A 14,627-nucleotide genomic window follows, 5' to 3' on the forward strand; every position below is an offset into this window, starting at 1 on the left:
GGATGGCGGCGCGCCCCTATTGGAAAGGCCAGATCCGACTGGCGCTCGTTTCGATTCCGGTCGAGGTCTATTCGGCGACGAAGAGCGGTGCGACCATTGCGTTCAACCAGATTCACGAACCGTCGGGCAAGCGCGTCCGTTATGAAAAGGTCGTGCCCGGGATCGGGCCGGTCGATGTCGACGAGATCGTCAAGGGCTTCCAATACGCCAAGGACAAATATGTGCTTCTCGACGAGGAGGAGATCGAGGGCGTGAGGCTCGAAAGCCGCAAGACGCTGGAACTCACTCAGTTCGTCGAGGCGAACGACATCGACATGATCTATTTCGAGAAGCCCTATTATGTCGTTCCCGCCGACGACTTGGCCGAAGAGGCGTTTGTGGTCCTGCGCGAGGCGCTGCGCCAGACGGGCAGAGTAGGCCTCGGCCAGCTCGCGATGCGTGGCCGCGAGCATATCGTGAGCCTCAAGCCGTGCGGGCGCGGGCTGGTCATGGAGACCCTGCGCTATGCCGACGAGGTTCACAAGGCGGCGAGCTATTTTCGCGACATTCCGGAAGGCAACCCCGACGAGGAACTGCTTGATCTCGCGACGACGCTGATCGACAAGAAGACGGGCAGCTTTGACGCGAGCGATTTTCACGATCGCTATGTGGACGCGCTGCGCGACCTCATCGAGCGCAAGAAAAAGGGCAAGACGCTCGACCTCGACGAGAGCGATGCGCAAGCAGGCGCGGACGGCTCGAACGTCATCGACCTCATGGCGGCCCTTAAGAAATCGATCGGCGACGGCAAGCGCAGCCCTGCGAAACGCACGGCAGGCAAGGCCCCCGCCACAAGAAGGAAACGCGGCAGAAAGACGCCCGCAAAGGCATCGGCGCGCAAACGGGCCTAGGGTCGTGAGTCATTCCATTTGAGGTAGCATTTAGGATTGAAGCGGTCGTAAAGGCGCCAGCCACGTCCTTCGCGACGCCTGCAATGTGAGCTCAGTTCTCCGCCAGGAAGGCATCCATGGCCGCGTTGACCGCATCGGGCGCGTCCCACGGCACGAAATGGCCGCAATCGGGCACCTTGACGATGGTGACGCCGGGGACGAGCTTTGCCATTCCTTCGAGATTGCACTGCGGCAGCGCGACATCGTCGAGCGCCCAGATTACCAGCGTCGGAATATTCAGCGTCGGAAAGGGCGCCGCGGGCGGCTCGGCATAGGGTTCTTCCATCGCGGGCACCACGAGCGGCGAGGCGCGATACCAGTTGATCATCGCGCGGCAGGCATCGCGATCCTCCCAGTCCTTAAGCAGGCGATCGATCTCGTCGGCGGGTTGCAGCCCGCCGCTCGGCACCTTTCCCGCAAAGGCGTGGGCGAGCAGCCCCGCGATCCCGTACTCGGCGATGAGTGCATCGCTCGCGGGGTCGCGAAAGGTGCGGATATATTGGCTCGCCGCGCGCTGCTCGGCATTGACCGCGAGCAGGCGCTGAAAGATCGCCGGATGCGGCGCGTTGGCGATCACCGCGCGCGTCACGCGCCCCGCCCACGCGGGATGCAGCCCCCCCGGCTGGCCGCCCAGCGCCACCCCCCAGGCGATCGCGCCGCCCCAGTCGTGCCCGACGATGGTGAAGCGATCGACGCCCAGCGCGTCGGCGAGCGCGAAGATGTCAGCGATCAGCTTGTCGGGCGTATAGGCCTCGACATCCTGCGGCTTCGACGACCCGCGATAGCCGCGCTGGTCGGGGGCGATGCAGCGAAAGCGGTCCGCAAAATGCGGCAGTTGATGGCGCCATGTGCGATGCGATTCGGGGAAGCCGTGGAGGAAGATCAGCGCGGGCGCATCCTTCGGCCCCATGTCGACGACGTCGAGTTCGACTCCGGTCGAAAGTATCACCCGCTGCTGCTCGAAATGGCCGATCATGGGCACCGCTCCTTTGGTTTCGTTTGAAAACCAATCTGGCGAGGATCGCGGCCGCTGGCAAGCCGCAACGGGTGAGGGTAGTGTCTCAGTTTGAATTTTGAATCCGCCGCCGGTGGAAATCCGGCCGCGATGGGCCTATATGCTTAGCGGAAAGCATAGGAGGCAATATGGCGTATCAGATTAGTGGACTCGACGAAGACAACCAGCTGTGGATTGTCAAATCTGACAGCAAGGCGACAGCTGAACATCTGGCCGAAATGTTTCGGAAAGAGGGGTACAGCAATGTTGCGGTTAAGGAACTGCCTGATGCCTAAAGGCCCCCGTGGAGAGAAGCGGCCCGCCGACGCAATCGGCCTTGCCGTGATGATCGGCAAGATCGCGACCGGCGAGATTGAGGACGTGAAAACCGCTGCTGCGCAACTTGGCAGCTTGGGAGGGCGGAAACGCGCCGAAAAACTGACACCGGAACGCCGGAAAGAGATCGCCAAGGCCGCCGCTGCCAAGCGATGGGATAAATAGCCACACAATTTGCCACGGGATGCTTGCGAAGCTTGGGCTTGTCATCTATATGGGACGCTCAATGATGGAGTGAGTCCCGTGGGAACAGATTTTGTGATGGCATTGCAGACCGAGGTAAGCGCCCTTGAAAAGGAGCTGTTCGGTGATCCTCGCTATCAAAAGATGGTTGAGGCGAAGCGATTGCTTGCGCTCTATACGGGGCGTGAGCCGGATATTGTCGCGACGCCTCGGATTGTTATTGCGAAGAAACCGGACGCGCCAGTAAAGCGCGCCGCGCCGCGATCCCCGGTAAATCAGGCGATACTGGACACGGCTGCGCAGTTTCTTGCGGGCCGTTCGGCGCCGACGTCAACCGCCGACGTGTTTGATTACGTCGCTGAGCGTCACGATGTCCCAGGAAAGAATCCCAAGAATAACTTGTCTGCAATGCTGTCCAATTCGTCCCGCTTCCAATCGCACGGACGGACGGGCTGGACGCTTGCCCTAGAAACGCCAGAGGCCCCAGAGGAACAGCTAGCCCTAGCACCCTCTGAGGCCTCTAATACGATCCCTGCTTCACCAGCAGGGGAACCCGACGTGAGGTCCGTGAACCCGTGGCCGGGGGGTGGCACATGATAATATAACACCCTAGTGGCGGTAGCGCGCGGGGTGGTGCCCGCGCGTTTTCCGTTCCCACTATTTCCATAAATCCAAAGCCTTGTCAACGAGAATCGACGGAATCCCGCGATTCTTGAAACATGTTCGCGTGGCAATTTAATTCAAAATGAACTTTTATGCTTGCAAATGCTTGGGGGTTGTGTGATTACAATGTGTATGAACAAGCTGCCCCAAGCCAAGCGCACCCAAATCCTCGCAATGCTCTGCGAAGGCTCGTCAATGCGGTCGATCAGCCGCATTGCTGACGTGTCTATCAATACGGTTTCAAAGCTGCTTATCGAAGCTGGCGAAGCCTGCCTTGCCCTTCATGACGAGCATGTCCGGAACGTGAAGGCGAGCCGCATCCAGTGCGACGAGATTTGGTCGTTCTGCTACGCAAAGCAGAAGAATGTCGCGGACGCGAAGTCTGCCCCGTCTGGTGCCGGTGACGTTTGGACGTGGACCGCAATCGACAGCGACACAAAATTGATGGTGTCCTATTTCGTCGGCGACCGTGGCGCGGAAAGCGCAATGATCCTGATGGATGATCTGCGCGACCGCCTCGCCAATCGCGTCCAGCTCACGACTGACGGCCACAAGGCATATCTTGAAGCGGTCGAAGGCGCGTTCGGCGCTGACGTCGATTATGCGCAGCTTGTGAAGCTCTATGGCGGCGAAGGCGGCAAGGGTCCGGAAGTTCGCTACAGCCCCGCAGAATGCACCGGGATCAAAAAGCGCCGGGTCGAAGGCAATCCCGATATTGCCCACGTTAGCACTTCGCACGTCGAACGCATGAACCTTTCGATCCGGATGCAAAACCGCCGGTTCACGCGACTGACCAACGCCTTTTCAAAGAAGCTCGACAATCACATTCACGCGCTGGCGCTGTATTTCGCGTTCTACAATTTCTGCCGTATCCACAAGACCCTTCGCGTCACCCCGGCGATGGCTGCTGGCATCACTGACCGCCTTTGGTCGCTCGATGATATTGTGGCGAAGATCGACGAGCTAGCGCCCGCTCCCGCGAAACGCGGTCCTTACAAAAAGAGGGTGAAATAACCGGCGCGTTATTTCCCATCGATTTGGAGACTCGGAATCCGTCTGCAAATAACGCTCGACTCAAGGGCAGTTATCTGGATTCCTCTAAGTTGATAGCCCCGAAAACAACGAAAGCCCGGTGTTGGCGCACCGGGCTTTCTGTTCGGGGCAAGTTGCGCGTGGTGTCTGGCCAGAGCGCGCAACCGGGTAAATCCCCTGTAGTGAGGGCCACGTCCCACATTTCAGCGGTGCCCGTCAAGACTGGTCGTATAAGCAAAAGGTAAAATTATATGAACCGACCAGCAAAGCGCGAGCGCGCACCACTGAATGACCAAACCATCCGCGAGATCAGGCGCCGACTTGCCTTAGGGCATTTCCAGCATGATATCGCTGCTGATTTGGGTATCAATCAAGGGCGGGTTTCCGAGGTGAAGACCGGGAAGCGCCGACCAGCGAACGATAATCATATCGGTAACGCGTAAGCAATTTGGACCGGCTGGCCTTCGCAAGGGGGTCAGCCGGTTTCACGATCTAAATTCAAACTGAGACACTACCGGAACTTGATTTAACTTGCATGGCGGTTTTGAAAGGCAGGACGAAATCTAAAAAAAATGGCAGCAAAGCGTATACCGATTCGACGCTATTAGGGATGCCGCTATTTCATGTGAATGGTTTATTGGCAGTCTTACTAGCCAGTTACCGTAAACAGCGAAAAGTGGTTGCCATGTACAAATGGGATCCCATGCGCGCGGTTGAGCTGGTTGAACGCGAGAAAATAATCAGCTTTGTCGGCACTCCGGCCATGACGGGAGATATCATGCTGGCTGCCCAAGACACTGGTCATGATGTCGGAAGTTTGTTGGCCGTTGGCGGGGGCGGTGCTGCGCGCGCTGAATCGCAGGTCAAGGGCCTTGATGACACATTCAAAAATGCTAAGCCTGGTACCGCCTGGGGTATGACCGAGACCAATTCCATCGGCACATCTATCGTAGGCGATGATTATCTGAGCAGGCCATCGAGTTCCGGTCGCGTCAGCGCGGTTCTTGAATTGGGGGTGGTTGATGATGGCGGAAATTTTCTTCCATCAGGAGAGCGCGGAGAATTATTGATCCGAGGCACTTCAGTTATTCACAAATATTGGGAACGCCCAGACTCCATTGATGATTTTCTAGAAGATGGTTGGTTCCGAACTGGAGATATCGCATATATTGATAAAGAGGGCTTCTTGTATGTCGTCGACCGACTGAAACAGATCATAATTCGCGGTGGCGAAAACATTGGTTGTAGCGAAGTAGAGTCAGCTTTGGCAGGTTATCCGTCTATCATTGAAGCGTGTGTTTATGGTGTGCCTGATGAGAGGCTCGGCGAAGAAGTTGCGGCCACGATATACGCTGACAATCAGGTAGATGTTGCGGCATTGCAAGAAAGTTTGAAAAGCAAGCTCGCCAATTTCAAGATCCCGAAATATGTCCGGATTTCGGAGACCCCTCTGGCCAGAATTGCATCTGGAAAAATCGACAAGAAATCGATCCAGAAAGAGCATGTTCTCGAATTGGATACCAAAAAGACTTAGGACAATACCAGAGCTCTCAACACGAAAGCGGAAATCTGGCACCATACTCTATTGCACTTGACAGCGCACTAAACCTTTCTGCGATAATGAGGCGTATGGCACCCAGTTATTATGGCTGCACAATATGCTGCCTATTGTCGGTGCTCGGTTATTGTTCTGTCTTGAAGTCTGCGCAAATTTTCTTCGAAGTCCTCTTTGCTCAATTTGTAACTAGTCAAGGCGCCAATCATAACAAGATAGATCGCGGTCACGATTGGAACGAAATACGCGCCAAGATCCCAAATCGCCTGGTCCGAGACATCATCAACGCTCACCCCTTTTGGGAATTGTGCAAGCGTCAGTACGAAGGATGCCATCAACACACCCAAGCCCTGAACGCTCTTTTTCGCAAAAGTTATGGCCGCGGCCAATATCCCTTCAGAGCGCCGCCCGGTTTCCAGTTCTGATTGCTCTGCCAAATCGGCAAGCATCGAGGCGACCAAAATATTGAAACAAATTATTAGGCCAAGATCAACGATCCCAAAAATCAGGTTAAACCAGAATATGATCGGATCGCCGTTAGCCGGGAGCATATCAAACAGGCGCATACAAATAGGAATTGGCGCCGCCACAAACGCCACAAGCCCCACAATGATCGCGCCGTTCTTTTTGCCCATACGCTCAGAAACGAATGGCGCAATCTTAAAGCCGATAAAGGCCGACAGGAAAATCCCGATAGAAAGATAGCCGGTTTCCGCGGGCGTGAATTCCCAGAAATAGGAAACAAAATACAGATGCAAAGAGGCTTTGAGACCCAAACCCATAGCGCCGAGCATCGAAGCGGCAAAAATCGATACGAACGAGCGATTGGCAAGCGTTTCAAAAATCTCTTTGAAGATTTTGGGCACTGTAAGTTTGCGTTGTTGGGGCGGGCTATAAAGCGTTGGAATTCTTGAATGCGTGCCCGCCGATGACACCATAATAGAGATAAAAATCAACACCGAAGCGATAACGCCATAGGCAGTGTAAGGCGCCCGCGAGCTTACTGCCTCGGACATGGAGCCGGTTACGAAAAGTGGAAAGACAATGAAGAACATGGCGATGTTCATGAAATTGCCGCCCGACCAGGCAAAGAAATGAGCGTAGCTGATGAGCCTGCTTCTATCGTTGTAATCCTGAGTCAATTCAGGCGCCAAAGCTATATTGGGCGTTTCAAAAAATGTGATGCAGGTCCGTGTCAAGACGGATAAACACAACAGATACCAAAAAGTCTCTGTGTCAGAGAAGCTTTCGGGGGGCATCCAAACTAAGAAAAAACACAGCGCAACCGGAATCGCAGCTCCATACATGAAAGGATGCCGGCGCCCCCATCTGGAGCGCAGATTATCCGACCAATAACCCACCAATGGATCGCTTACCGCATCAAAAAGCAGCGATATAAACAGAGCCAGCCCAACCAATCGGGGATCCAGGCCCACAACCTGGCTGTAAAACGCCAAGAGGTAATAATCGAAGCCGTTGGATTTGATACCAAAGGCCATAGCGCCCATCCCGTAAAAGACGCGCGTGTGCCAAGGAAGCGGTGGCGTAAACTTGGCTACAATTTGAATTGTCGATTGCATAATTTCCTACCAATCTTGCTATTGGGGTCCGATCGAACAATCTCCAGATCGAAGAATTGCGCCTTCTTTTTCGTCAGATTGACCCAGGCAATCTGCTCTGATCAGTGTGTTTCTTTCTGTTATTCAGCTGCAAATCCTTTTGATAAATGAACGGCGCGGGGTTGTATCGCCAGCATCAGCCCGCCCTATACCACTACGAAACTGAGCGAGCCCAGAGCGCCATAATCCGCTGTGTATTCGCCAATTTCCGCAGGGACAGCACGCCCGCAAGCCCCGGTTAAAAACAAGGTTTGATCGCCAAGTGGGAAACCTCGCATCCCAGCCTCCTGCCACATCCACCGCGCAGCCTCCTCAGGCCCATTCAACGCTTCTTCCAAAGCCGCATGATTGGCGCGCGCGCCATTGCAAACAAGCGTCACCCAAGCTGTGTTGAAACTTGCGCTCCATGGCTGCCAGGCGCCAACAATATAACTCTCGGCGCATAGATTGCAGGCAATCAGACCAGAGGCCGTCATTTCAGATTGCCGGGCAAATTTGGGAAGGACAAACTCAATCGCCGGGGCAATCGAAACCGGAGCGCCCTCCTCGTTGACGAGAAGCGCCGCCTCGCATTCAATAAGCCTGCCTTCAACGTAAGGCAGTTTGCAATTATTGGGCAGCTTTGCATCAGCATAAAGGCTCCCAATCAGGGCGTGATCTATCTGAAAATATTCCTGTGATTTGCGGTTGGTAACGCCAGCCTTGATGCCTCCGATTTCGGCATTTGCTCTGAACCTCGATACTTCGTGTTGAAGCCGATAGGCCTGAGGCAAATCCAATTCTCGATCGAATACGGGCAGTTGTGATTGTTCTGCGATTGCCGATGCCATTGCCTTGGCGAGCGTGATATCAACTAGCATCGCACACTCCGCCTGTCAGTAAACAGTTACTCTGTGGAGCTCTCGCCTATACCCCTCATAACCACCTGTCGCCTTGTGAACGACACTGCGATTGTCCCACATCACCAACATGTTCTTTTCCCATTTCTGTTTATGGACAAATACCTCTGTTGATTGCCAGGCATTCAGCTCAGCAAGAGTGCGCAAGGCTTCGGATTTGGCTACCCCTTCCAAGCCGATAATGTACGCGCCTCCGCCAAAGATTCCGAGCCGTCCTGTTTCAGGATGTTCGAGTATCAAAGGGTGAGTGTGCTGCAAAACACCGCCCTCGTTCGGACTTCTGATGTCCATTGCTCCATGGCTGCTTGTGTCGCCATAAATTCCTTGAGCCGAATAAGTGGCGGCGGAAGAATGTATAGACTTCATTCCTTGCAAACGTATCTTTGCCTCATCGGGAAGCGATTCAAACGAAATTTGCTGGTTAGAAAAATGAGTGTCCCCACCGACTGGAGGGATATCGACACCATACAGAACGGTACCTATTGGTGGGCTCTCCAGAAAGCTCCAATCTGAATGCCAGCCTTCCGCAAATATGCGGTTAGTATCAGTCGCTTCGCGTTTGACGGCCGCAGTATATTTTCGCGCCGGCAGAGGGTTAAAGAATGGGTCTTCACTGAGTTCGCCGAATTGGCGGCAAAATGCTTCTAGCTGGTCAATATCCAACTTCTGATCCGGAAATGCCAATACATGATGAGTGAGCCAAGCCTTGCGTACTTGATCAATTTCATCAGCCGCCAACGACTTGCTTAAATCAAGACCTCGGACAGTTGCCCCACAAGAGGCACCCGAAGGTGTTACTGCTATAGCCATCAAATTATTCCACGATATCTATTCAATTCTCAGGATCCGTGCCGCAAAAAGGGTGTCAGCTTGGAAAACGTGCTGCTGGAGCTCAGCCTGGCTGACTACTTCTTAGAGGCCGAAAACATGTTTTCCCATTCTTTGGAACCCGGCTTGGCATTCCATTTCATATTGTCCGAGAGCACGCTTAGGCCTTCAGAAATTGCCGGTCGCACTTTGATTGTATCGTACCACCGTTTCACATTGGGGTAGTCATCAAGGTTTTGCCCCTGCATCTTGCGCGGTCGGACCCAGGTAAATGTAGCAATATCTGCAATCGAATACTCGTCGGCCAAAAAATCATGGTCAGACAATCGATTGTCTAGGATTTTGTACAGGCGTTCTGCTTCTTTGGTGTAGCGATTGATCGCATATTCAATTTTTTCTGGCGCATAGGTTCTGAAATGATGGGTCTGGCCCAGCATCGGCCCCATACTGCTCACCTGAAAAAACAACCACTGGATAGCTTCTAAGCGCTTGAATTCAGATTTGGGTAGTAATTTCCCTGTTTTTTCCGCTAGATAGAGCAATATTGCTCCACTTTCGAATATCGTAACTGGCTTTCCGCCCGGACCATCGTGATCAATGATCGTAGGCACCTTATTATTGGGGTTGAGTTCAAGATATGCAGGATCAAACTGTTCTCCAGACAGAATATCAATTGGCGTAACTTTGTCCAACAACCCCAGCTCGGCCAGAGTAATAGTTGCTTTGTAGCCATTTGGTGTCGGCCAGAAGAACAGTTCAATCATTGTAACTTTCCAATACTCTAATCAGCCGACCATCTTGAAGTGCGCTGGTCGGTCAAGAATCATGCCAGGATTCATAATCCAATTTGGATCGATCGTGTTCTTCGCACCTGCGAGCATTGCGCGGTACAACGGATCCACTTCTTTGTCGTACCAAGGACGGAAGCTCCTACCCACCGCATGGTGATGCGTAATCGTTCCGCCAAGCTCGGTAAGCGCGTCAGAAGCTACATCTGAAAGTGCCTGATAATCTTCCAAACTCCTGCTGTGATCTGAAGGCGCAACAACTGTATAATATGGCGCCGGGCCATCCGGGTAGAGGAATGAGAAGCGCCGACAAACAATACCGCCGCCTGTGATCTCTTCCTGTGCCTTTTTGAGGCGGCGAATAACTTCGGTATCGATGGATTCGAACTTATCCCAAGTGTACGCGGTTTCGAAGGTAAAGCTAACCACGCCCATCGCTGCACGCGTATGCATCATTCGCGGCAAATAGCGAAACTGCTTGCGCCAGTTGCCTTGAGCCCCGGAACGGCTGGATTGAAGCGCATCGCCGCCCGAGCCAGTTTTGGTTTCAACGCTGCCGCCATGGTCCTTACAAATTTCAATGCCGCGCTCCAACCATGCGTCGACCGGATGATCGGCCGATTCAAAGCCCAACAGCAACACCGATTTAGAGCCATCGCCGGCGCCATAAAATTTGGCATCCTGTTCATCAAGATAGCGCGCATTGGCAGGAAAGAGGCCAGCCTGAGTGATTTCACGAACGGCACCAGCACCTTGATAGAAACTGTCAAAAGTAATGGTTGCATTGGCGCGGAATTTGACCCGCCCCTGAAGGCGCATCCAAGCCTCTGTAATAATTCCCAAAGAGCCCTCAGACCCTATAAACAGGCGGTCTGGATCTGGTCCAGCACCAGAACCAGGCAGGCGACGATTTTCAATTGTACCCTTTGGCGTGACTACACGCAGACTTTCAACCGATTCGTCAATATGGGTCAGGTGTGTGGCATAATGTCCAGAAGAGCGTGTTGCAATCCAACCACCAAGAGACGAGAATTCCCACGATTGCGGAATATGCCGCAAGGTAAGCCCCTTAGGCTTTAATTGTTCTTCCAGCGCTGGGCCTAATATGCCGGCTTGAATCAAGGCGCATCTAGAAACATCATCAACTTCAAGAATCTTGTTGAGATTGCCTAGATCAATAATCACTGCGCCCGGATAGTCTTCTGGACAACCAAATCCGTCGGTCACACTAGAGCCGCCACCAAAAGGAATAGCGGCGTAGCCCTTGTCGCCGCACCAATCCAACACAGCAGCAATGTCTGCCTCATCTTTTGGATAGGCCACAACGTCAGGAGCATTGTCAAAATCGCGGCGGTAAATCTTGGTTAGATCTTTAAAGCTCTTGCCATAGGTATGGAAAACGCGATCCCATTTGTCGGTTGTACAAAATGGCTGCAAAGAAGCCGGAATTTTGATCCGCGGCTCACGGAGCACAAGCTCTTCTAGTGTAGGATCTGGAAGAATAACCGGCTCATCGATATTGAGCCGTTGAGCCACCCTTTCCGCCATCTCTTTGACTTCTGCAGGCGTAATACCTTCATCCTCATAGCCCCAGCTGTGCCATTTCCGTCGCTTTCCGTAGTAACCTGATTCGCCGCTCATTGCGTTTTCCCTTGATTAGGTGATCCAAACTCCGAAGCAGTATTGACGATCCGTCAGCATTCTCCCATTGCCGCCAGCCTTCAATTATTGACATTTTCGATCAATTTGTTAGTCAGGAACCATGCAGAAGACCAATAACAATTTGATAATTAAGCATTTTTCTAGAAAAAGAGAAGCCACCGCCTTGAGGCTATTGCTTGACGTCGCCGACAAACGAGGGGTTTCGACACCACATATTCTTGAAGGCACTCAAGTGACTGAAGCTGACCTGAGCGACCCCTATTTTGAAATCGAGGCCTGGCAAGAGCTAGTGGCAATTCAGAATCTGGTAGAGAGAGATGGTGACGCATCCCTTGGTATAATGTCTGGATTGCAGCAGCATCTAACATGCTATGGCATTCTTGGTTTTGCCATGATGTCTTGTCGAAACCTTCTGCATGCGTTGGAGATTGCAGGGAAATTCAACAATATCTCTCTTTGGATAAATGACGTGGATGTAGCCAGGCACGGTGACACGATAAAATTTCTTATTCTGGGCCATAGATTGCCCGAGTATTCGCAGAATTTTCTTGCAACCAGAGGCATGGCAGCATTGGTGGTATGGGTGAACGAATTGATTGGACGGGCGGTCATGCCTGTCACTTGCACATTCAAGATACCCAAGCCTGTCGATGCTCAGGAATTTGAAAAATGTTTTGGGCAGGGAATTCAGTTTGGGGCCAAGCAATATTCGATATCTTTCGAAAGATCGGTGTTTGCCGAGCCATTGAAATTTAGGAATAGATGGACGCGAATGCGGTCGGAAAATGAACTTGAAACAACGTTGGAAAAAAGACGTTCCACCGTAAGCAACAAGGTCAGAGACTTATTGTTAAATCTGTCGGATCAGAAATTGTCCACTGAACCAGCTGTCTGTGCTGCCCTTGGACATTCGACCAGCACGCTGCGCCGCAGGTTGCACGAGGAAGATTGCACATTTCGGCAGATACAGTCGGAAGTGATACATGAACGCGCCAGTCAAATGCTGCTGTCATCAACCATGACAATTGATCAGATAGCATATGCGCTGGGCTATTCAGAATCGGGCAGCTTTGGTCGCGCATTTAAGCGTCAGGCTGGGTGCTCTCCTGGAGCATGGCGTAAGAAACACACGCGTAAATTTAGCTAATTCATTCGAACAATTTGACTTTGTCTAGTCGCTTCGATCGACAGTGTTATCGGTACAAATTTGAGCGAAAATGACGACAGAAACCCGCAAAATGTCAATGACCAAATCTACACAGACATTCTAGCCTATTTTTAAGTGATAGCCAGTTCAGCTGCTTTATATAGTGGCAGATGCCATGTTCTTTGTTGGACTGATGGCCTTGCCCTCGCGCTAAAATAGGAAACTTGGAATGAAGAGGTTTGACTATGTTGTGGTAGGCGGGGGTTCAGCGGGCTGCACAGTAGCAAGCCGACTCTCGGAAAATGGAGAGTACTCAGTTGCACTCCTTGAGGCAGGCGGAACTCATAATAATCCACTCATTTCGATTCCATTCAATTTTGCTTTTACCGTTCCCAAGGGCTCTCACAATTGGAGTTTTGAAACGGTACCGCAACCTGGATTGAATGGGCGAATTGGCTACCAACCTAGAGGAAAAGTTTTGGGCGGCTCCTCGTCCATCAACGCTATGGTCTATATCAGAGGGGCCAAAGAGGACTACGATAACTGGCAAGCATTAGGGAACAGGGGTTGGTCCTATGAAGACGTACTGCCCTTTTTTAGAAAAGCACAAAACAGGCAAAAAGGCGCTAATGAATTTCACGGCATTGGTGGACCGCTAAGCGTATCTCCACCTCGCAGTCCCAATCCACTGAACGATACCTTTATCCAAGCAGGCGTGGAGTGCCAGATCCCACGCAATGACGACTTCAATGGTGCGACGCAAGAAGGTATTGGATTTTATGAATTGACTCAGGACAATGGGCGGCGTTGCTCAACCGCTCATGCTTACTTAACGCCAGCGAAAAATCGAGAAAATCTCACCATTTTCAAACGCTCCATTGCGGAAAAAGTAATGATCGAAAATGGACGCGCAATAGCGGTTAGAGCAAAAATCGATGGGCGGGCTCAGATAATCAGGGCGAACAAAGAGGTTATCCTATCTTGCGGTGCGTTTCAGAGCCCGCAATTATTACTGCTTTCTGGTATTGGTCCAAAATCCAAACTGGAAGAGCACAAAATCGATCAGGTCCTCGAACTTCCTGGAGTCGGTGAAAATCTGACTGATCATTTAGACTACAGTTTAATCTATGAATCAGATAGCGAATATTGCTTAGGAAGAAATGCCCGCTCAGTATTTCGTGTTGCTATGAATCAACTTCAATATCTGATTTTCAAGCGCGGTGTGATGACCACAAATTTTAACGAATCTGGGGCCTTTTACTACACTAATCCTGAAGAACCCTCTCCTGACATTCAACTGCACTTTGCCTTTAGCATGGTCGACCAGCATGGTCTGAAGAAACATGGGCGTGGCGGCTTCACCTGTCACATTTGTGTCCTGCGTCCGAAGAGCGTTGGCAGTGTAAAACTGGCAGATGCGAATCCGAATTCTCCACCTTTGATTGACCCGGCATTTTTAAAGGATGAGCGCGATCTTGATACAATGTTAGCTGGGGTGAAACAGGCTCAACAAATCATGCAAGCTCCGTCATTTGATGCACATAGAGGAAAGGCGCTCTACGCTGGCGCAAGCAACGATGACGAGGAGCTAAAAGAAGACATCCGCAACCGAGCCGACACGATTTATCACCCCGTTGGTACATGTAAAATGGGCCCAGATAGCGATCCGAATGCTGTTGTCGATCAGAGGCTAAGGGTGCGAGGAATCAAGAGTTTGCGAGTTATTGATGCCTCGATCATGCCAAAAATAGTTTCCGGAAATACAAATGCCCCATCGATCATGATTGGCGAAAAAGGCGCCCATATGATCTTGGAAGATGCTTGATCCATTCGGGACAAGACTCTTCTCTATTTGCAAAACGCAGTTGAACGAAAACGCTCTATTTCGAAATATTTCGTTGGTTTTTCGTAGGATGGCGCAACATTTTTCGAGCCGCATATTGGAATTGATTATTTCTGATCCGAACAGGTTTGTGACCCTCAATGCGAATC

Annotated in this window: 14 protein-coding genes; 8 read left to right on the forward strand and 6 right to left on the reverse strand. The window is 51.9% G+C overall.

Translation table 11 applies throughout. The features are described 5' to 3' along the window. The first annotated feature begins 2 nt into the window (after nt 1-2). A complete protein-coding gene (ku, locus tag AOA14_RS18600) occupies nt 3-890 on the forward strand; it encodes a non-homologous end joining protein Ku (protein WP_062902875.1) in 888 nt (295 codons plus the stop codon). Nucleotides 891-981: 91 nt separating this feature from the next. Here the strand turns inward: ku and AOA14_RS18605 are convergent, their stop codons facing one another. Then, a complete protein-coding gene (locus AOA14_RS18605) occupies nt 982-1,905 on the reverse strand; it encodes an alpha/beta fold hydrolase (RefSeq protein ID WP_062902876.1) in 924 nt (307 codons plus the stop codon). A gap of 167 nt (nt 1,906-2,072) precedes the next feature. Here AOA14_RS18605 and AOA14_RS19975 point away from each other — a divergent pair, with 167 nt between their 5' ends. From AOA14_RS19975 to AOA14_RS18620, 5 genes are all read left to right on the forward strand, one after another. Beyond that, the gene (locus AOA14_RS19975) at nt 2,073-2,219 is read left to right on the forward strand and encodes a hypothetical protein (protein ID WP_202988331.1); all 147 of its coding nucleotides are present in this window, start codon (nt 2,073-2,075) and stop codon (nt 2,217-2,219) included. Further along, the gene (locus tag AOA14_RS18610; protein WP_062902877.1) at nt 2,212-2,424 is read left to right on the forward strand and encodes a hypothetical protein; all 213 of its coding nucleotides are present in this window, start codon (nt 2,212-2,214) and stop codon (nt 2,422-2,424) included. Before AOA14_RS19975 ends, AOA14_RS18610 begins: the two co-directional genes overlap by 8 nt. Nucleotides 2,425-2,520: 96 nt before the next feature. After that, a complete protein-coding gene (locus AOA14_RS19980) occupies nt 2,521-3,039 on the forward strand; it encodes a hypothetical protein (protein ID WP_202988332.1) in 519 nt (172 codons plus the stop codon). A gap of 198 nt (nt 3,040-3,237) precedes the next feature. Further along, a complete protein-coding gene (locus AOA14_RS18615; RefSeq protein WP_062902878.1) occupies nt 3,238-4,119 on the forward strand; it encodes a DDE-type integrase/transposase/recombinase in 882 nt (293 codons plus the stop codon). Between the two features lie 553 nt (nt 4,120-4,672). Further along, complete coding sequence (locus AOA14_RS18620; protein ID WP_082820004.1) at nt 4,673-5,671, forward strand: class I adenylate-forming enzyme family protein; 999 nt, start codon at nt 4,673-4,675, stop codon at nt 5,669-5,671. Between the two features lie 131 nt (nt 5,672-5,802). Here AOA14_RS18620 and AOA14_RS18625 read toward each other — a convergent pair whose 3' ends face one another. From AOA14_RS18625 to AOA14_RS18645, 5 genes are all read right to left on the reverse strand, one after another. Continuing rightward, entirely contained in the window at nt 5,803-7,272 is a 1,470-nt protein-coding gene (locus AOA14_RS18625) for an MFS transporter (protein WP_062902879.1), read from the reverse strand. Between the two features lie 185 nt (nt 7,273-7,457). Continuing rightward, on the reverse strand, nt 7,458-8,171 hold the full coding sequence (locus AOA14_RS19985) for a hypothetical protein (RefSeq protein WP_145923454.1): 714 nt from the start codon (nt 8,169-8,171) through the stop codon (nt 7,458-7,460). Nucleotides 8,172-8,186: 15 nt separating this feature from the next. Beyond that, nucleotides 8,187-9,020, reverse strand: a complete 834-nt coding sequence (locus AOA14_RS18635; RefSeq protein ID WP_062902880.1) for a TauD/TfdA dioxygenase family protein — start codon at nt 9,018-9,020, stop codon at nt 8,187-8,189. Nucleotides 9,021-9,115: 95 nt separating this feature from the next. Further along, nucleotides 9,116-9,802 (reverse strand): glutathione S-transferase family protein, encoded by a 687-nt coding sequence (locus AOA14_RS18640; RefSeq protein WP_054588521.1) that lies wholly within the window; start codon nt 9,800-9,802, stop codon nt 9,116-9,118. 21 nt (nt 9,803-9,823) lie between these two features. Next, nucleotides 9,824-11,467 carry an FAD-binding oxidoreductase gene (locus AOA14_RS18645; protein ID WP_054588522.1) on the reverse strand — a complete coding sequence of 548 codons (1,644 nt, stop codon included), beginning with the start codon at nt 11,465-11,467 and terminating at the stop codon, nt 9,824-9,826. Between the two features lie 121 nt (nt 11,468-11,588). Here AOA14_RS18645 and AOA14_RS19470 point away from each other — a divergent pair, with 121 nt between their 5' ends. Together AOA14_RS19470 and AOA14_RS19475 are read left to right on the forward strand one after the other, a co-directional pair. Further along, a complete protein-coding gene (locus AOA14_RS19470) occupies nt 11,589-12,635 on the forward strand; it encodes an AraC family transcriptional regulator (RefSeq protein ID WP_082820005.1) in 1,047 nt (348 codons plus the stop codon). 229 nt (nt 12,636-12,864) lie between these two features. Continuing rightward, a complete protein-coding gene (locus AOA14_RS19475) occupies nt 12,865-14,460 on the forward strand; it encodes a GMC family oxidoreductase (protein WP_082820006.1) in 1,596 nt (531 codons plus the stop codon). Nucleotides 14,461-14,627 lie beyond the last annotated feature (167 nt).

The organism is Sphingopyxis terrae subsp. terrae NBRC 15098 (assembly GCF_001610975.1).
In the GTDB taxonomy this organism is placed as follows: Bacteria; Pseudomonadota; Alphaproteobacteria; order Sphingomonadales; family Sphingomonadaceae; genus Sphingopyxis; species Sphingopyxis terrae_A.